The sequence below is a fragment of the Colwellia aquaemaris genome, from assembly GCF_057548755.1.
The window spans coordinates 638,509-657,096 of sequence record NZ_BAAJLV010000002.1 but is presented as its reverse complement, the minus strand read 5'-3'; the positions used below and the strand labels follow the sequence as shown (position 1 = coordinate 657,096).

General features: G+C 39.0%; 19 protein-coding genes. 8 read left to right on the top strand and 11 right to left on the bottom strand.

What is annotated here, in order from left to right; all coding sequences use genetic code 11:
* Nucleotides 1-201: 201 nt before the first annotated feature.
* The gene (locus AC27HL_RS09280; protein ID WP_487080687.1) at nucleotides 202-1,137 is read right to left on the bottom strand and encodes a 2-hydroxyacid dehydrogenase; all 936 of its coding nucleotides are present in this window, start codon (nucleotides 1,135-1,137) and stop codon (nucleotides 202-204) included.
* 127 nt (nucleotides 1,138-1,264) lie between these two features.
* Here AC27HL_RS09280 and AC27HL_RS09275 point away from each other — a divergent pair, with 127 nt between their 5' ends.
* Complete coding sequence (locus tag AC27HL_RS09275) at nucleotides 1,265-2,131, top strand: PA4780 family RIO1-like protein kinase (RefSeq protein ID WP_487080686.1); 867 nt, start codon at nucleotides 1,265-1,267, stop codon at nucleotides 2,129-2,131.
* A gap of 12 nt (nucleotides 2,132-2,143) precedes the next feature.
* Here the strand turns inward: AC27HL_RS09275 and AC27HL_RS09270 are convergent, their stop codons facing one another.
* Nucleotides 2,144-3,130, bottom strand: coding sequence for a YeiH family protein (locus tag AC27HL_RS09270; RefSeq protein ID WP_487080685.1), 987 nt, complete (start codon nucleotides 3,128-3,130; stop codon nucleotides 2,144-2,146).
* 287 nt (nucleotides 3,131-3,417) lie between these two features.
* Here AC27HL_RS09270 and AC27HL_RS09265 point away from each other — a divergent pair, with 287 nt between their 5' ends.
* Nucleotides 3,418-3,603 (top strand): hypothetical protein, encoded by a 186-nt coding sequence (locus AC27HL_RS09265; RefSeq protein ID WP_487080684.1) that lies wholly within the window; start codon nucleotides 3,418-3,420, stop codon nucleotides 3,601-3,603.
* Between the two features lie 81 nt (nucleotides 3,604-3,684).
* Here AC27HL_RS09265 and AC27HL_RS09260 read toward each other — a convergent pair whose 3' ends face one another.
* Together AC27HL_RS09260 and AC27HL_RS09255 are read right to left on the bottom strand one after the other, a co-directional pair.
* A complete protein-coding gene (locus AC27HL_RS09260; protein WP_487080683.1) occupies nucleotides 3,685-4,164 on the bottom strand; it encodes a hypothetical protein in 480 nt (159 codons plus the stop codon).
* A 91-nt stretch (nucleotides 4,165-4,255) separates the two neighbouring features.
* Nucleotides 4,256-4,918, bottom strand: a complete 663-nt coding sequence (locus AC27HL_RS09255) for a YehS family protein (protein WP_487080682.1) — start codon at nucleotides 4,916-4,918, stop codon at nucleotides 4,256-4,258.
* A gap of 299 nt (nucleotides 4,919-5,217) precedes the next feature.
* Between AC27HL_RS09255 and mfd the strand changes: the two genes are divergently transcribed.
* Complete coding sequence (gene mfd / locus AC27HL_RS09250; protein WP_487080681.1) at nucleotides 5,218-8,733, top strand: transcription-repair coupling factor; 3,516 nt, start codon at nucleotides 5,218-5,220, stop codon at nucleotides 8,731-8,733.
* On the opposite strand, the gene AC27HL_RS09245 is transcribed toward mfd, so the two are convergent.
* Nucleotides 8,696-8,857, bottom strand: a complete 162-nt coding sequence (locus AC27HL_RS09245; protein WP_487080680.1) for a hypothetical protein — start codon at nucleotides 8,855-8,857, stop codon at nucleotides 8,696-8,698. The two genes, mfd and AC27HL_RS09245, sit on opposite strands and share 38 nt — an antisense overlap.
* Nucleotides 8,858-8,896: 39 nt before the next feature.
* Between AC27HL_RS09245 and AC27HL_RS09240 the strand changes: the two genes are divergently transcribed.
* From AC27HL_RS09240 to AC27HL_RS09230, 3 genes are read left to right on the top strand one after another with little or no spacing between them, the layout of a single operon-like run.
* Nucleotides 8,897-10,435, top strand: a complete 1,539-nt coding sequence (locus AC27HL_RS09240) for a CsiV family protein (protein ID WP_487080679.1) — start codon at nucleotides 8,897-8,899, stop codon at nucleotides 10,433-10,435.
* A gap of 41 nt (nucleotides 10,436-10,476) precedes the next feature.
* On the top strand, nucleotides 10,477-10,767 hold the full coding sequence (locus AC27HL_RS09235) for a DUF1244 domain-containing protein (protein ID WP_487080678.1): 291 nt from the start codon (nucleotides 10,477-10,479) through the stop codon (nucleotides 10,765-10,767).
* A 41-nt stretch (nucleotides 10,768-10,808) separates the two neighbouring features.
* Entirely contained in the window at nucleotides 10,809-11,579 is a 771-nt protein-coding gene (locus tag AC27HL_RS09230) for a substrate-binding periplasmic protein (RefSeq protein ID WP_487080677.1), read from the top strand.
* A 40-nt stretch (nucleotides 11,580-11,619) separates the two neighbouring features.
* Here the strand turns inward: AC27HL_RS09230 and AC27HL_RS09225 are convergent, their stop codons facing one another.
* Complete coding sequence (locus AC27HL_RS09225; protein WP_487080676.1) at nucleotides 11,620-11,895, bottom strand: hypothetical protein; 276 nt, start codon at nucleotides 11,893-11,895, stop codon at nucleotides 11,620-11,622.
* 429 nt (nucleotides 11,896-12,324) lie between these two features.
* Here AC27HL_RS09225 and bla point away from each other — a divergent pair, with 429 nt between their 5' ends.
* Nucleotides 12,325-13,011 (top strand): subclass B1 metallo-beta-lactamase, encoded by a 687-nt coding sequence (gene bla / locus AC27HL_RS09220; protein WP_487080675.1) that lies wholly within the window; start codon nucleotides 12,325-12,327, stop codon nucleotides 13,009-13,011.
* A gap of 102 nt (nucleotides 13,012-13,113) precedes the next feature.
* Here the strand turns inward: bla and AC27HL_RS09215 are convergent, their stop codons facing one another.
* The 5 genes from AC27HL_RS09215 to ubiU all read right to left on the bottom strand — a co-directional run bounded on the left by AC27HL_RS09215 (nucleotide 13,114) and on the right by ubiU (nucleotide 17,805).
* Nucleotides 13,114-13,572, bottom strand: a complete 459-nt coding sequence (locus AC27HL_RS09215; protein ID WP_487080674.1) for a hypothetical protein — start codon at nucleotides 13,570-13,572, stop codon at nucleotides 13,114-13,116.
* A 325-nt stretch (nucleotides 13,573-13,897) separates the two neighbouring features.
* Entirely contained in the window at nucleotides 13,898-14,587 is a 690-nt protein-coding gene (locus AC27HL_RS09210) for a pseudouridine synthase (RefSeq protein ID WP_487080759.1), read from the bottom strand.
* Nucleotides 14,588-14,661: 74 nt separating this feature from the next.
* A complete protein-coding gene (locus AC27HL_RS09205; protein ID WP_487080673.1) occupies nucleotides 14,662-15,807 on the bottom strand; it encodes a cupin domain-containing protein in 1,146 nt (381 codons plus the stop codon).
* Between the two features lie 74 nt (nucleotides 15,808-15,881).
* Nucleotides 15,882-16,763, bottom strand: coding sequence for a U32 family peptidase (locus AC27HL_RS09200; RefSeq protein ID WP_487080672.1), 882 nt, complete (start codon nucleotides 16,761-16,763; stop codon nucleotides 15,882-15,884).
* Between the two features lie 46 nt (nucleotides 16,764-16,809).
* A complete protein-coding gene (gene ubiU, locus AC27HL_RS09195) occupies nucleotides 16,810-17,805 on the bottom strand; it encodes a ubiquinone anaerobic biosynthesis protein UbiU (RefSeq protein ID WP_487080671.1) in 996 nt (331 codons plus the stop codon).
* A gap of 214 nt (nucleotides 17,806-18,019) precedes the next feature.
* Between ubiU and ubiT the strand changes: the two genes are divergently transcribed.
* A complete protein-coding gene (gene ubiT / locus AC27HL_RS09190; protein WP_487080670.1) occupies nucleotides 18,020-18,574 on the top strand; it encodes a ubiquinone anaerobic biosynthesis accessory factor UbiT in 555 nt (184 codons plus the stop codon).
* Nucleotides 18,575-18,588 lie beyond the last annotated feature (14 nt).

The following is an 18,588-nucleotide window of genomic DNA, read 5'->3' as shown; positions in this document are numbered from 1 at the left end:
GTAACAATAAAATTAAAATAAACAAATCAGCTCGTGCATAATATAAATTGAAGGGCGCCGATTAAATGAGCTAAAGAAGACTCTGGCTAAAAGAATATAAAAGCCAATAACAAATAATATGAAAAATTGGCGGGTTCAGGTTTACAACTATAAACCTTAGAAAAACGCTTTGCCTGTCACCATTCCATGCTAGGTCGAATGCTAGTAACCTAGGACTTTATCAACACATTCAGGCAGTTGGCCAGTTTTTCGATATTCAATAATATTTTTCGCTACTATTTGACAAGCACTGGCCATATTGGTTGGTGCAGAAATATGTGGTAGTACTGTTATATTAGGGTGATGCCAAAACTCACTTTTTGACGATAATGGCTCATGCTCAAATACGTCTAAAACCGCATGTTTAATACGCTGATTAGCAAATGCTTGCAATAAATCATCAGAATTAACAATACCGCCACGTGCAAAGTTAATTAGTGAACTGCCAACGGGCATAACATTTATTAGATCACGATTAATTAAGCCTTTGGTGGCAGGTGTTAACGGCAATAAACAAACTAAAATATCACTTTGCGATACTATGTCGACAAGCCCTTTTTCGCCAGCATAAGTCTTAATATTTTCAAGCTCTTTTGCACTCCGGCTCCAGCCCATCACTTGAAAACCATTTTGTTGTAATTGCAGTGCACTTGCTCGTCCTAGCTCTCCTAAACCTAAAATGCCAATACGTCTTTTAGATGCAGGAATATAGTCTAGCTGTTGCCATTGTTTCTTCTGCTGTTGTAATGCATATGTTGGCATATCTCGGTGCAAATACAGGCTCCATGCAAGCACAGCTTCGGCCATAGTTTGGCTTAGGTGAGGATCAATCAAGCGTGTCACATGCATTGCTGAGGCCTGTAAACTTGTCATTAATTTCTCTACGCCTGCCCAAACACTATGCAACCAATGTAAGTTTTTAAACTCAGCTAACTCTGACATGTCAGGGTTAGCCACAATGGCAATTTGACACTGCTCTTTCTGCTCTTGAGAAATATCAGCCGCTAAAACAATGGTTTCATTTGGCAATTCCAACTTTAACGCCTTTAGCCAAAGCGCTTGTTCTGTAACGGAAAGTTGGCTAATAAATGGGATCATAGTAATCGCTTAGTGGTTGATCAATTTACTCATTTTACCCCAACAGCACGGCAAATTAATCTATTGATGAATTAAAAGTTATAATTTTGTTATATCTTCCCGCGCGTAACTAAGGTATAACGACGCCATGAAAGTACCTAAACGCATACAGCCACTTGTTGATGATGGCCTAGTAGATGAAGTAATTAGCCAGTTAATGAGTGGTAAAGAAGCCACTGTTTATATGGTACGTTGTGGCGACGATATTCGCTGCGCTAAAGTCTATAAAGAAGCTATCAAACGTAGCTTTAAAAAAGCAGCGCAATATCAAGAAGGTAGAAAAAGCCGAAATAGTCGCCGCGCTAGAGCAATGGAAAAAGGTTCGAAATACGGACGAAATCAGCAAGAGTCAGCATGGCAAAATGCGGAAGTTGATGCGCTTTATAAATTAGCAGATGCTGGTGTGCGCGTACCTCAACCTTTTGGTTGCTTCGACGGTGTTTTGCTAATGGAACTTGTCACTGACGACGGAGGTGATGTTGCTCCACGTTTAAATGATGTCATTATGTCAGCCGAGCAAGCACGAGAAGATCATGCCCTTGTGATGCATTATGTAAAATTAATGTTATGTGCGGGTATTATTCATGGTGATTTATCAGAGTTTAATGTTTTAGTGGATGATTATGGCCCTGTCATTATAGATCTTCCACAGGCCGTTGATGCCTCAGCCAACAACAACGCCAAAGCTATGCTACTGCGCGATGTCACGAATATGACCAATTACTATGCTCAATTCAGCCCTGCACTTAAGCAAAGCAGATATGCCGAAGAAATGTGGGCACTATTTGAACGTGGCGAATTAACCGCAGAATCAGAACTTACCGGCTTATTCAAAGACAACAATGTCAGTGCTAATGTTGATATGGTACTGGAAGAAATTAAAGCCGCTTTTGCTGAAGAGCAAGCAAGGCTTGAGCGCATCAGCGAAGCAAATATTGTTGATACAAGCTATTAGCCTTAAATTTATTTAGTAGAAAAACAATAAACTACCAACAATTAAACTTGCTAACAATACGGTTTCACTGCCCATCAATAATACTGGTCGCCAACCTACTGATAACACCTGTTTAAGTGATGTTTTAATACCAATAGCAGCAATAGCAACCACAAGTAAGTTAGATGAAACAACACGAATAATTTCAATTAACCATGCTGGTATTACGCCAATATTTTTCAAGAAAGCAAGCAGGAAAAACATAATCAAAAAGCCAGGAATAAAAGCACTAACCCCTGCCTCCATTTGACTGTCTCGTTCTTTAAAAGCAAAAAACACCATCATTACAATCGGCATTAACAACGCGACTCTCAGTAGTTTGATATAAGTGGCAACATCACCAGCTTCAGGGGAAATGGTGTAACCAGCACCGACAACCTGCGCGACATCATGAATCGCACCACCAATAAACACGCCAGCCAATTCATCAGAAAAGCCCAAATATTTGACCAAAATAGGATAGGAGATCATTGATAAAGTACTAAAGGTGGTTATACCTATAACCGTAAGTGCAAAGTATTTTTCTTGCATTTTATCTTTAGGTAATACCGTTGAAATTGCCGCTGCTGCAGAAACACCACAAACTGCAACAGCGCCGCCTGAAAGTACGCCAAATGATTTGGGTAAACCTAACAAGCGCGCAAAAAACACACCGAATACCATAGTAAATGCCATACTAATCATAACAATGAGTGGCGGTATAATCCCCAATGAAACAATATCAGAAAAGGCAATACGAACACCTAATAAGCCCACACAAAAACGCAATAATTCACGCGAGCAAAAGTTAACACCTGCTTGAATTTTTTGATTACGATAAAAGGCATGGGCAACTAAACCCAACAATAGCGAAAAAAGCATTACTGGTGCTTGATACTGCGTCGATACTATCGTCGCTACAACGGCAACAATTGCACATAAAAAGCTGCCAACGGCCTTCTTTCTTATACTTGTTAACATCAATTAAAGAGTCGTAAATTTAAACCTATTAAAATTGCGCTGAAATTGTAGCACTTGTCGGTGAGCAATGTTGATTTTTATCATAAAAACCATTTAAGTAATCCAGTATCCTGTAGATAAAAGTAAAACTTGATAGCGATAATGTGGCTAAACTTAGGTTGGCATTTTTCTAAGCAATGAAAACATAAAGATAGGTGATTTTTTATTACGTTAATTTAGGATAATTTATAACCGCTTTATATCTACCAACTTAACAGCAGCTACTTAATCAAAGTAAAGGTGAAAAGATGGAATACTTATTTATATTTACTTACTCAGTTATATTAGCTGTAATGGCAGGCTTACTGCTAGGCGCTGTGGTCGCTATATTTAGTAGTAAAGCTAAACTGAAAAAATTTCAATTGACCTTAGGTTATACGAGCTTAATCGTCACCTTGTTGATCAACTTATATATTTTCCTAGCCAACAACTAATTACAAAAAAAGCCGGTAATCACCAGCTTTTATCTATTATTACTTGCGGTCAATTATTACTTGCGGCCAATTATTATTGAATTAATCAAACCAATGATTATTAATACCTTTGGCCGAAAACCGAACCAACAATAACGCAATCACAATCACCATAACAGGCATTATCATGCCACCCGGCCCATAAACCTCAAACGAATTGCTAATAAAAAATGAATGGAACATTTGCACAACAACGCCAACAAACGATGCCACCAACAATTGATAACTTATCGCTTTTTTTAGCAGTAAAGCTAAACTCCCCAATGCACCACCAAACACAGCAACGGCAAAAGCTGCAATTGCCCAAACTGGTGTTGTAGCATATAAATCCTGCTCAGCTTGCGGCAGCTCAGCGATCATTTCTGGCGTCATCATCATTTGATTAACAAACGCCATCACGCCAAGCAAATTCCAAACTAACGCCAAAATCGCGACCACGTTAAACCAGCTTGGCATTGCAACTTCTTCTGGCGGCTGCTTGTTTTCTGATTGTGGATTTTCTGGTGTTGTATTTTCAGTCATAGTTCTTTCCTTGTTAATATTATTATTAAGAATCTATTAATTGCTATTTACTTTATTTATAGCACAAAGAACTACACTCTTTAATGTTAAATTACTCGCCCCAAATATCTTTAGGTTTCAATTTAAGTACCTTACGCTCGCCGGGTTTGCGTTCAACTTTGGTTTTGTTTGGGTTTACATATATTTTGCTTGCGTTAGGCTTTGCCGCTTTGTAATTTTTGTTATCTAACACTTTCTCTAATTTATCTTTCTCTGTTGATGGCATGTGGCTGCTAGTTTGCGCTTTTGCACGGCGCTGTACATGAAACTTTTTATCAATGCCTTGCAAGAAATTACGTAACACTTGGTCTTTACATTCACGATAATTTTTATGTTCAGGTTTACGAGAAAAAGCACTTAACTCCGGTTTGCTCAAGCGAAAATTTACTGAGGCCAAAATTTCGATAATATCTTCAGCTTTTAAGTTAAAAGCGATTTTAAGTTTGGTTAAAATAATATTATTATTTAAGCGCTTCTCAGCTTTCGCTGGTTCACCTTCTTTTTTGCCACGACGCTCATTAATAAAGCCATTTAAAAATGATGCAAACGTTGTATCAGGACAGTTTATGTAGGCAGGATCTTCTTCCTTTTTAAGCCAATTGCTTATTTGCTCTCGAGTTACGGTTAAATTTCCAGATGCAAAAATGCTGATAACCTTTTGATCATTAAAATTAAAGGTATATCTAAGACGGCGTAAAACATCGTTATTAGTCACAAACTTCTCCAAGAAACCAACGAATTTGCTGGTTAATACTGTTATTAACTAATTTTTAGTTCGATAAATAACAGCAAAATACAGTAATAGAATTGCCCAATATTATACATGCTTTAGCTAGCAATTTCTGCTGTTGTTAAAACTAATTATCGGTGAATTACCTAGCGATAGAGTTGAGAATAGTTTTAGCCGCTAAAATTTCCGATAAACTCATGCTAAGATACGCGCAAATTATACTGTCAGTGCCGCCTAGCATGTCGACGCTGTTACCAAAGCCCATATCATATTAAAGAGCAGTCATGAGCAAAAACGTTAATTTATTCAATCCGGTTTTAGCAAAAAGTCGAGGCAAAAATGCCGATAAAAAAACGTGGCAAAACTTACCCGGCAGTAGTGCCAGTGTCGCAATATTTCATGGTGCATTATCAGCTTCTCAACCTGTACTTTTACTAACCCATGATACTCCGTCAGCTTTGCGCTTAGAGCAAGAATTAACAAGCTTAAACCATCAACAACAGCTGCCTATTTGTCTATTTCCCGACTGGGAAACACTACCGTATGATACCTTTTCACCACACCAAGATATTATTTCTCAGCGCTTAGCAACCTTGTATCAGCTATCGCGTATGGAAAAAGGCATCGTTATTGTACCTGTAACAACATTAATGCAGCGCTTGGCACCAAAACAATATTTAGAAGCTAACAGTTTAATTATTCAAAAAGGCGATAAAAAAGACTTACACCAATTAAGACAAGAACTTGAGGCTAGTGGCTATCGCTACGTCGACCAAGTGATGGAGCACGGTGAATTCTCTGCCCGTGGCGCCATTTTAGATTTATTTCCTATGGGCAGTAAAACCCCTTATCGACTTGACTTTTTTGATGATGAAATCGATGAAATTCGTTTATTTGATCCGGAAAATCAGCGTTCAAGTGAGAAAGTAAACGGTATTGATTTATTACCTGCGCATGAATTTCCAACCGACAGCGACGGTATTAACTTATTTCGTAGTCAGTACCGAGAACAGTTCACGAGTACTATAGATAAAGAGTCAATTTATCATCAAGTCAGTAATGGTGTTATGCCGGCAGGTATTGAGTATTACTTACCGTTATTTTTCCAACAATCTAACACCCTATGTGACTATTTCTCTAACAATACCTTAGTCATTGTCAGTGGTGATATCGACAAAGCAATCGCCCATTATTGGACTGATATTGAATATCGCTACGAAGATAGGCGTTATGATCCAACGCGGCCACTACTGCCGCCACAGCAGTTATTCCTCAATAGCGAAGAGCTTTACACGGCATTAAAGCCTTTTGACCGAATTAACTTAAAGCCAGAAACAATTGATGAAGAAGTAAAAAGTGCACAAGTGCAGTTTGATGTTAAGTCATTGCCTGACTTAACAATAGATCACAAGTTAAAACAACCATTTGAGCTAATAAACAACTTTATTGACAGTAAGGAAACACCTGTAAAATTGTTATTTGTGGCTGAAAGCCAAGGGCGACGCGAAAGTGTTTTAGAATTACTGCAACGTAACAACCTTAAACCGAGCAATTTTGACAGTATTGAAGACTTTATCAATAGTGATAGTAACTTAGGCATTACGGTTAACGCGCTTAGTGCTGGCTTTATTTTTCAAGCAAAAGGTACTGCCCGAAAAAATGCTATTGCCTTGGTTACTGAAGCCGAATTATTAGGTGATATAGTTCGTCAAACACGTCGTCGTAATAAGCAACAAGATATTCAGAACGACGCCATATTTAAAAACTTAGCGGAATTAAGTATTGGTCAACCCGTGGTGCATATTGAGCACGGTATTGGTCGTTATATGGGACTTCAAACCATAGAAAATGGCGGTATCACCACCGAATTTTTAGTGTTAAGTTATGCCAGTGAAGCTAAGCTTTATGTGCCTGTTGCCGCCCTACATTTAATTAGTCGCTATTCAGGTGCAGACGCCGAACATGCACCACTACATAAACTTGGCAACGATACGTGGAGCAAAGCCAAACAAAAAGCTGCAGAAAAAGTACGAGACGTTGCTGCAGAGTTACTTGATATTTATGCTAAACGAGCCAGTAAGCATGGCCACACATTTAAGCGTGATAAAGATGAGTATCGCGCCTTTGCCGACAGTTTTGGCTTTGAAGAAACTTTAGATCAAGAACAAGCCATAAACGCTGTAATAAGTGATATGTTATCGCCACAAGCCATGGACAGATTGGTATGTGGTGATGTCGGTTTTGGTAAAACAGAAGTTGCCATGCGAGCGGCATTTGTAGCAGTAAACGACGCTAAGCAAGTCGCGATACTGGTACCAACAACGCTATTAGCACAACAACATTATGAAAACTTTCGTGACCGGTTTGCCAACTGGCCAATAAGCATCGAAGTTCTATCACGCTTTAAAACGGCAAAAGAACAAAACCAAGTAATAAAAGATGTTGAATCTGGTCAAATTGACATTCTAATCGGCACTCATAAATTGCTACAAAACAGCATTAAGTACCACGATCTTGGCTTACTTATTGTTGATGAAGAACATCGCTTTGGTGTTAAGCAAAAAGAGAAGATTAAGCAATTGCGCTCAAACGTCGATATTCTAACCCTTACCGCCACGCCAATTCCAAGAACACTAAACATGGCGATGGGCGGTATGCGCGATTTATCCATAATCGCAACGCCTCCGGCAAAACGATTAGCAGTAAAAACCTTTGTTAGACAACGTGATGACGCCTTAATTCGCGAATCGATATTACGTGAAATACTACGTGGTGGTCAGGTGTACTTCCTACACAACAATGTTGATACCATAGATAAAACCGCGGCAGACATTCAAACGTTATTACCAGAAGCAAAAATAATTACCGCTCACGGGCAAATGCGTGAACGCGAGCTTGAGCGCATTATGAGTGATTTTTATCATCAAAGATACAACGTACTCGTATGTACTACCATAATTGAAACCGGTATTGACGTACCAAGTGCCAACACCATTATTATGGATAGAGCCGACCATTTAGGTTTAGCACAATTGCATCAACTTCGCGGTCGTGTTGGTCGCTCTCATCATCAAGCTTATGCTTATTTGTTAACGCCACACGAAAAACGCATGACCAAAGACGCACGCAAACGCCTTGAAGCCATCGCCTCACTTGAAGACTTAGGCGCTGGTTTCACTCTGGCAACCCATGATTTAGAGATTCGTGGTGCGGGTGAATTACTCGGCGAAGATCAAAGCGGTTCAATGAGCCAAGTCGGTTTTAGCCTGTACATGGAAATGCTTGATGCCGCGGTAGCCGCACTTAAAGATGGCAAACAGTTATCACTAGAACAAGTAATGAAAACCCAAACTGAAGTTGATTTACGCGTACCTGCGTTATTACCTGATGACTATATTTTTGATGTCAGCTTACGGCTAAGTATTTATAAACGCATTGCTAGTTGCAAAAGTAAACAAGCACTTGATGACGTGCAAGTAGAGCTTATTGACCGTTTCGGTCTATTACCACAAGCAACGAAAAACTTAATTCATATTGCAAAACTTAAACTCAAAGCGGAAAAAATCGGTATATCTCGTATTGATGCCGGTCCTGCTGGCGGCTCAATTGAGTTTAGTAGCGATACCAAAGTTGACCCTATGTTCATCATGAGCCTAATTCAGCAACAGCCTAAAATTTATAAAATGGAAGGTGGCAGCAAGCTTAAATTTAAGCAGGCAAGTGAAGATGCAAAAACACGCTTCATCTTAATTACCACTATGATTAACGAGCTAGCAAACCATTTACGTGCAGATAGTTGATTGCCGTTTGCTCACCGCCTAAACGGTAATCAACAACGAAAAGATAAAAATAAACGCCAAGGTAAATGATTGATAATTTAAGTATTGAGCAACCTTTGCTATTATCCGAAAGTAATGTTGTCATTTTAATTGCCAACAATGGATATTAACCACTGGATTTTGAATGAGATTAAAGCAGTTTATACTATGTGCCGCTGCCGTAGTGTTACCACTAGCAGCCAATGCCGCATCAGGAAAAAATAAAGACCGATGGTTTGAAGTTGAGGTTATCTTATTTAGCCAACTTGGCGATAAAAGCCAGCTAAAAGAGCACTTTCCCGATAGTATTGAACTACCTAAATACCGACGTACGTTAGACCTGCTGGCCGATTATATAAACCCCGATATCGCAAGTTTAAAGCAATTACTGCCTAACTGTGAATCACCCTACTACCCTGCAGACTTAGTTAGCCAAAATGCAAAACTACCGGCACTTTTTAAAGAAAAATCATTAGCAGATATTGCTCAACTACCTGCTCTTGAACCGCAAGCGTTTAATTCGCAAAATGAAGCAATTATCACAGAGCAAAATTATCGTGATAATACACATTTTACAGAATTAAACCCAAACGAAACAACCAACCAAGACAATAGCAGTATCAATGACTCTGCAATAGCGCAATTGCTACCTGAGCGTTCAGAACAAGAACGTGCAGAAATTCAAGCATTAGTTGTGGCAGCAGAGCAAGAATTTAGCCGCTTTAAATTTCAATACACAACAAAAAAAGCCGATATAACGTCTCAGCAAATTTGGTGTCGACTTGATGAAAAACGCTTTACTGAACTTAAAGCAAACGATAGCAGTTTTGATTACAACGGCTTTACTATTGATAGCATGCCTTTGACTATTAGCGCTATAGAAAATATTGCTGACAACAATAGCCATTTGCTCAACAAAGAGTCGTTGCAACTTAGCGATATAATTACCGATTTACGCTACAGCAAAAACTTTCGCCCTATATTGCATATGGGATGGCGACAAGTTGCTCGTCCTAAAAAACAAGCTACGGCCGTTAAAATATATGCCGGCGATAATTTTGCCGCTGACTATCAAAAACAAGTAGAAAATTACCAAACTCAACAAGCTCAGTTATTAGAAATGCGTGCCAACAGTGACGCAATAGCGCAAGCCATAGCACGACCTGAGATAGATAATAATATTGCAGAAACCCAAAGCGTATTATTGGCGCAAGCTAAAAAAGCGCGCATTGAAAATATCGTGTCGCAAATATCTGATATCCCCAATGACACCGAACAGCTACTTAACACTATAAAAAATAATGATTTAACATTAAAAATTGCTGAAACGCCAAGTTCTCAAATAAACGATATAACGGCCCCTATCGCACCAACACAAAATTGGTTTATTGAAGGTTTGTTTAATATTCATTTAAAGCACTATTTGTTTATCACCGCTGACTTTAATATTTTAGACAAAAACTTGGCTGAACTTGCCACCGCAAAATTAGCGCAAAGCCCTGTGGCTGAAACTGATAGTCATGAGCAAGTCACAACTGATATTCCAACTCAAGCAAAAGCGATTCGCTTTAAACAGAATCGCCGAGTCATTAGTGGTGAAGTGCATTATTTTGATCACCCTTACATGGGGATGATAGTTCAAATTAGGCCATACAAAAAGCCACAGCTAGAAGCAGAAAACTAAGCTTTTTAGCCGCCAATAATTTATTAAATGTAGAGGACAATATGGATAAAGAAATAGAGATACAAGCCGCCGTTTTTCGTCGTTTATTAGCACATTTAGACAATAGAAAAGACGTTCAGAATATAGAATTAATGAATTTAGCCGGTTTTTGTCGTAACTGTTTTTCAAAGTGGACCGTTGCCGAAGCAGAAAAACTAGGTGTTGACCTTGATATTGATACGGCGCGCGAACAAGTTTACGGTATGCCGTATAGTGAATGGAAAGAAAAACATCAATTGCCAGCAACAGAAGAACAAATGGCAAAATTTAATCAACTAAACCCGAAAAAATAATATATAGCTCTGTCGTCATAATACGAAGGTATGCACTCGCAATGAAGCGACTAAATAAAATTATCGTAATTATGTTGCTCGTTTTCGCTGATTTTTCCTATGCAGATCAGCAAATCCTTCGTACATCTTTCTATCGACAAAACATTGCGCCTCTATTATTTTTTAATGACACGGGCCAGCCCACAAGTGGTATTTTATACGATATAACTCACGCTATCGCTGAGCAGCTAGCAGTAAAGCTTGAGTTTCTCCCTATTCCACGTAAGCGTATTACCCAGTCATTAATGAAAAACATCATTGATATGCACTGCGTTGCAAACCCTAAATGGTATAAACTCACGAGCTTGCAGTGGAGTGAGGTGCTTTATAAAAACCCAGATATTTTGATCAACCGAAAAGGTATTACCTCAATAACAGAGCTAGCAAATTACAAGCAATTGAAAATAGGTACAACGTTAGGCTATATTTACCCTGAATTAATCACGCTTATAAAAAATAAAAATATTCTCCCAGTATCTAGCCTAACCCCAGCCGAAAGCTTTCAAAAATATCGGAAGAATAAAGTGGCAGGCTTTATCAGTGCCTCTGTTGAAGCATCGTATTTTACCAAAAACATTGAAGACTCTGTTACAGTTTTAAACGACAACGACATTCACTGTGTATTTGCGCCTAGTATGGATAAATTAACGGTTAAAAGTATCAATCAGGCTATTGAAATTCTGAAAACGTCTGGTGAAATTGAAAAGATATTAGCCAAGTATCGACATATTCCTAAAATAATACCCAGCTTAGGTGAAGTAATTACCGAATAATAAAAATGGTAAAATAGTGTCGATTTTTTCAATTACCATATCAAACCCGAACAAATATTGTTGAGCTACTGGCTCTACGATCATTTTTATCACGTGACTCTAACCATCTACCACGATTAACTTTTTTTTGTCGACGATCTTCTCCAGTACGACGCTCAACTTCAGGTGCCATACTTGACGTAATTTTTATGCTGGTAGTTTTCGTTTGTGTCTGCCTAGGTTTTTTCCGTTCTTGTTGCTGACGTCGACTATCCTTGGCAGAAGGCTCTGCTTTCACACTATAACTAGGCGGCAATAATTCTGCTATTACGTCCATACAATTTCTCGGCTTTCATTACTAAAGTTATTATCTGTTGTTTATAAAGTCGGCAGTAGAAATTAAAAGTTTAATTTTTTATTGGTTTAAATACATGATTAAAAATAACCTCTCTCCATAGAGCGTGTTGCGCTTAGTGGTATAATTATTGTTCGAATTAGAGGGGCGAGTTATCAAGTAATTGCCTAGCATAAGTGCATAGCTTAACCCCAGTTTTGTATAAAGGCTCACGGCACTACGGTAAAAACATGCGTCAAATTTCAACACCTTCAAACCTTTAGTTAACAATATTTGCAAAGCAGTGATATGCTACATGTTGTTTTGAAATGGGTTGCTCCTATGCACAATAAAATTATCTCCTGTATATTTACATTTTGTTTTTTTACCTTTTTACTTTTAAGCCCCGTCAAGGCGATAGCCCACGCCACCTTGACTGAACAAGAACACCTACCACTCGCTATAACCCCCATTGCGAATAATGTGTTTCAGCATATCTCATATAAGCATGTGCAAGGTTACGGGTTAGTGCCAGCATCCGGACTTATAGTGATTAATGATAAAGATGCCCATATTATTGATACGCCTTGGACAATTGCAGATACAAAAAAGTTAGTGTCATGGATAGCTGAACAAGGCTTAACACTAAAGGGCACTATTTCAACGCATTTTCATGGCGACAGAGCAGCAGGAATACCTTATTTAAATAGTTTATCGGTCGAAACCTATGCTTATGAATTAACAAATAAATTACTAAAAGCAAATAATAAGCAAGCAGCCAAGCATAGCTTATTAAGCAAAAACTCACAGACAAAGCAACAAAGCTATATTGACCAGAGCATTGAAGTATTTTACCCCGGCGCAGGACATTCAAGTGATAACATTGTTGTGTGGTTACCTGAGCATCAGCTATTGTTTGGTGGCTGCCTAGTAAAAAGTTTAAACAGTAAAACACTTGGCTATACCGGTGATGCAGACATAGAACAGTGGCCAAGGTCTATACAAAAACTTATTACTCGATATCCCAATGTACAGCGAGTTGTACCGGGCCATGGGCAAGTAGGCGATGTAAAGTTACTACTTCATACGCAAAACTTAGCCATGGCAGCTAAGAAATAACACACTAAAGTGCGATATTATCAAAAATAAAAGCACTAACTCGATAAAAAGTTAGTGCTCAGCATATACCTTCTAATAAAATTATAGATTTAGTCACTGCTATTAACAATCATCTAGATCGGCTTGCTTCACAATACTGCGAGCATGCTTAGCAAACTCATGATTAGCAAAGTCTCGTACGGTTTTAATATTAAAAGTTTCAGCAAGTACTTTGGCATCACCAGCGGAAACACCTTTGATCACCGAAACGGGGGCATCAACTAATTCTGTTAATGGCTTATTTTCATATGCGCTATCAACTAAGCCTTTAATATTAAAGCATGGGTCAACTTCATTGCCGACTTCATCTTTTACTAAGTATTCCAGTGGTAAAGGAAAGCCTGATCTTATCGTTCGCGCTAGCACCAATGCATCTTCTGAAGAGGTCATAAAAAGCGAATCTCTCACACATCGAGCAAGATCAAGATCACAATCAGCGGCACAGGCTATTTGATCTGCCGTACCAGGGAGTCGTGAACACCCTCTCATACAATTTAACCAATCCTTAAAACAACTAGCCATGTTGTATCTCCTTCATTCATTATAATCTGTTGGGAATATAGATTGAATAAAAGCCGCTTTCACGATATTCACGCTTTATTCTAGCGTAACTTCTTCACTTTCACCTTGTTTCGCCGTAACAATTAGCTGCGATACAAAGCCGTTGTGGCTAATTTATTAAAAAGCTGCTTTGCTAAGTTAACATTCTGTAGGCATGAAAAGATAAGCTTACAAAGAAAAAACACAACTCGGCCAGACGTGAAAACTAATAACGACTTAATGTTTGCGTGTAGAATGTAATAAATTGCTAAAAAACGACTAGCAAAAATATTGGCAAGAATAATGATTATAAAAAGGCTTTAACTTCACTATCTGATAAGTAGCGCCACTCACCAAGTGGTAAGTTAGCTAACTTTATTGGCCCAATTTGTTCGCGGTGTAAGCCAACTACTTTGTTACCAACAGCCGCAAACATACGCTTAACTTGGTGGTATTTACCTTCAGTTATGGTTAGCAGTACTTCTTGGTCAGCAATTTTTTCTAGTTTAGCTGGCCGTGTTAAGCCATTTTCACCTTGTAATTGCACACCGTGAGTAAATTTTTCCGCCGTATCATCCTTAAGGGGGTTACGGAGCCAGACACGATAAACTTTCTCGCACTGCTTTTTTGGGGAAATAATATTATGTGACCAACGGCCATCATCGGTAACCAGTACTAGCCCAGTCGTATCAGCATCTAAGCGCCCGGCAATGTGCATATCAAACACTCTATCAACATCAATTAAATGCAATAGTGACGGGTACATTTCATCAACATTAGAACAAATGGTATCAACAGGCTTGTGTAGCAAAATATAGCGAGAGCTTCGTGCCGTAAGTTGTTGCCCCTCAATAGTGATACTATTATTTTCATGCACTTGCGTTGACGGATCTTTGATCACTTCTTCATTTACTCGAACTTTGCCCATTTTTAACACTTTTTTGGCTTCGCTACGGGTTAGTTCGGTACTTTTACAAATAAATTTATCAAGACGCATTGCTGAGAATTTCGCTATCACTGTAATGAAAAAAGGCGACGCTATTATCGCCATTTCATGCTATTTAGCAATGTTTAATCTGAGAAATACCAATAGCCAGCAGCAAGTTGTTGGGCAATAAACTGTATAAAGTCACAATTGTTTATCCAAGGTTTTAATTGCGCAGGCGTAATAACAACACAGTCACACATCAGTTGCACTATTTCAGCAATCGTCGACGGAAATTCAATTTTTTTGCCATCAATATAACAAAAGCCAGCAGTAATTGTTTCAGGAAAATAAAAGGCCCGTGCGCCACCTAAACGCTTTAAATCATGCTCGGTCATCGCCAGTTTTATATCACCTTCAGCGATTAAATCATGATGCGGCTGTAAATCTAATTCATGCTTAGCTTGGGTGTAGAAGACACTAATAAAGTCACGTAGCATATCGTCATTATCAGTAAGCGATGTGAAATGTTGCTTAATTTTCGCAAAATCATTTGCCGAAATGGCGCCACTATGTTGCGTTGTCTGGCGTTCAGGGTCGGTGATCAACTGCCCACCTTGCTCAGTGTCAATTAAATGGTCGGCAAAACCACTTAGTAAACTCACTGCTGAGTTGGTGCGAAAACCAACAGAGAAACTTAAACTGGTTTCTAAGGTAATGCCGTCATGTGGAAAACCTGGTGGAATATACAAAATATCGCCAGGTGCTAATTCAACATCAATAATGGCGTCAAATGGCTCAACGTGCAACAAAGCTGCATGAGCTGCATATTCGCGATGCTGGCCTTTATCACCAACGCGCCAATTTCGCTTACCTGAGCCTTGGCAAATAAAAACATCGTACCAATCTATATGTGGGCCTACTCCGCCACCAGGTGTGGCAAAACTCACCATTAAATCATCTAAACGCCAGTGCGGTAAAAAGCGAAATGGTTCAATCATTTGCGCAGCTTCTTCCGACCAGTTATCAAGTGCTTGTACAACCAACGACCAATTTTTATCACCTAAATGTTCATATGAATCAAATGGACCGAATTCAGCATGCCACTGCTCACCTTGTTTATACACTAAACGCGACTCTACCTGCTCTTCACAGGCTAAACCGGCAATTTCATCAGCACTAATTGGATCGATAAAGTGTTTAAAACCTTGGCGAATAACCACAGGCTTCTTTTGCCAATAGTCACGTAAAAAATGCTCTTGATTAAATTCATCAGCATTTAACTGGTACATATTAATAACCTTTTATGTTCTCATTCATACCAATTAACATCATATTATTGGCAGTTGTATATTTCTGTAGTGATTTACGCCACTGACATGCCGGCAATTTTATGCCAATAGCCATTGCATTCTTCAACGCCATCAAGTGGATATTTTTCTGGATTTTTCAGTTGATTACCAAAACGGTCGAGCATAGTAAAAGCTTTTTCGTCATCGGCACTAATACGGGCAATATCAACCCCAATATTTGCCATTTCAGGCACTTCATTAACTAAGTTATATTGATAACCTGACATGGTTTGAATACCATTTAAAATAAACACCCGCTCTCCTTCTCGGCTATTCATTTTGCGCCCTTGCGGATATTTGATACAACAATACTGACAATCATCTTTGGGTCTATCTTCTGAACGCGCCGTAAAGCAGCGAGCGGAATAAGCTAACGGCATATAACCCCAAGAAAATACTTCACATTCAAATTGCTCACGAATATTTGCATCAGTTGCTTGTTGCAAGAGCGTTTTTAACCAATCACCAGAAAGCTCAACCGGCATCACCCAACGGCTCATACCTTGTTTAAGTAGTACCTTTAAAGTAGCAATGTTGTAGCAATTAATTGCCGGACCAGCAACGAAAGGTAAATTTAACTCATGCATCATTTGTACAGCACTTAAGTCATTGGCTTCAATTAACAGTTCACCATTACCGCATAAACGGCGCATGGTTTGAATTTCTGCTGGCGATTCCAGTAAAGCCATGGTTGATAAGACAATTTGCTTATCACTATTTTGCGCGAGCTCTTTCGCTAAGTTTATCCAGTCTTTCGCACGTAGTTCTCGACGCTTTGAACAAACCGTTTCACCTAAATAAATGATATCGGCTTTACTCGTTAATGCCTGTTGATAATATGTTTCAACGTCATTTTTTGGCCAAAAGAACAAACTCGGCCCAAGAGAAAATTTCATATTTTTTCCAACTATTGTGGTTTAGCCTATAAGTCAGTATTACAACTTATTGCCATTTACGATGATAAGCACCTAAGGTGGTTTGACTACCTTCTGATAGGTTAGCTAAGGTATTCATCCACGCTTGTTCGACATCGTACTTTTCAGGGTTTTCCGCGAAGCGATCTAGTGCCATACGCCAAGTTTTCGCAACTTGTTCAACATAGGCAGGGCTACGTTGACGACCTTCAATTTTTACTGAGGCAATGCCCATTTTCACCAGCTCAGGAATAAGCTCTAGTGTGTTTAAACTGGTTGGCTCTTCAAGTGCGTGATAAACATTATTGTCAACTTCAAAACGACCTTTACATAACGTTGGGTAACCGGCATTTTCATCACTTTGATAGCGATCAATTAAGACATTATTTAAACGACTTTCTAGGCCTTTGTCGGTTTCTTGCCAACGAACATATTTTGCAGGTGAACAAGCGCCGGCGGTATTAGGTGACTCACCGGTCATATAGGAAGATAAATAGCAACGCCCTTCCGACATAATGCACAAACTACCAAAGGCAAAAACTTCTAACTTTACCGGACTCGTTTTAGCTAACTGACGCACTTGTTGCACCGACAATACTCGTGGCAAAACAACACGTTCAACGTCAAAGTTATTTTTAAAAAATTTGATTGCTTCTAGATTGGTTGTTGAAGCTTGTACTGAAACATGGCGTTCAACATCAGGGTATTTTGTCGCCGCGTAATCAAGCACGCCTAAATCAGCAATAATTAACGCATCTGTGCCAATAGCGACAGCATTATCAACTGCTTTTCGCCAGCGCTCTTCGCCGTCAGGATGCGCAAAGGTATTGATAGCTACATGCAACTTTTTCCCATGTTGATGCACATAGTCAGCTCCTTTAGCCAATTTACCATCATTAAAGTTAAGACCCGCAAAATGACGGGCATTAGTGTCGTCTTTCATGCCAATATATACGGCATCAGCCCCGTTATCGATTGCTGTTTTCAACGCAGGTAAATTACCTGCTGGACACAATAGTTCCATATCATCCAAACCAGAATTTATTTTGTTTAGCAGTGTACCTAGGTTCAGTTGGAGATTATTTGATATAAATTAACTAAGGTCATATTACTTGCTAACTTGATCTGCTTCATAAAAGCATTGGAACTGACATGCTAATGTGTCTGTTATAATTTAGCTCAGTCAACCAAATGTAATGACAAAGCAATAAAGTCGTACAACTGGTATGGAAATTACCTTGAACAATCAAATCACTGAACATTTCAATTTACAGAAATTACCTTTTAGTGTTCGTCGTCGTGCACTAACTTTATTACCGAAAATGCTAAAACCTAGCTTACGCTTAGTGCCATTTCGCTTGCAAAAGTCGATGCTGCTACCGGCATTACACTCAGTATTTAAAGAAGCGATTGCAGACGGCGACTTCGAGTTTTTAAACGATAAATGGTTGAAAATATCAATAACAGATATTGACCTACATTGGTGGCTAAGCTTTGAAGGCGATAACTTAATTATGGCAGCACCTGAGCTCGCCATTAAAGAAGACGTAAGTTTTAGCGCAACGGGTGACGACTTATTGCTAATTGCCGGCCGTAAACAAGACCCAGATACCTTGTTTTTTCAACGTCGTTTGCATATTGAAGGCGATACCGAACTGGGGTTAGAAGTGAAAAACCTGATTGACGCCATCGATGTTGAACAACTGCCCAGCAGCGTTCACAAAATCATTGATTTGCTAGCCGACGTAGTAGAACAAACCCAGCAAGAAATTAAACATGGTGTGCTGGGTTAATCCTTTCAAAGTAC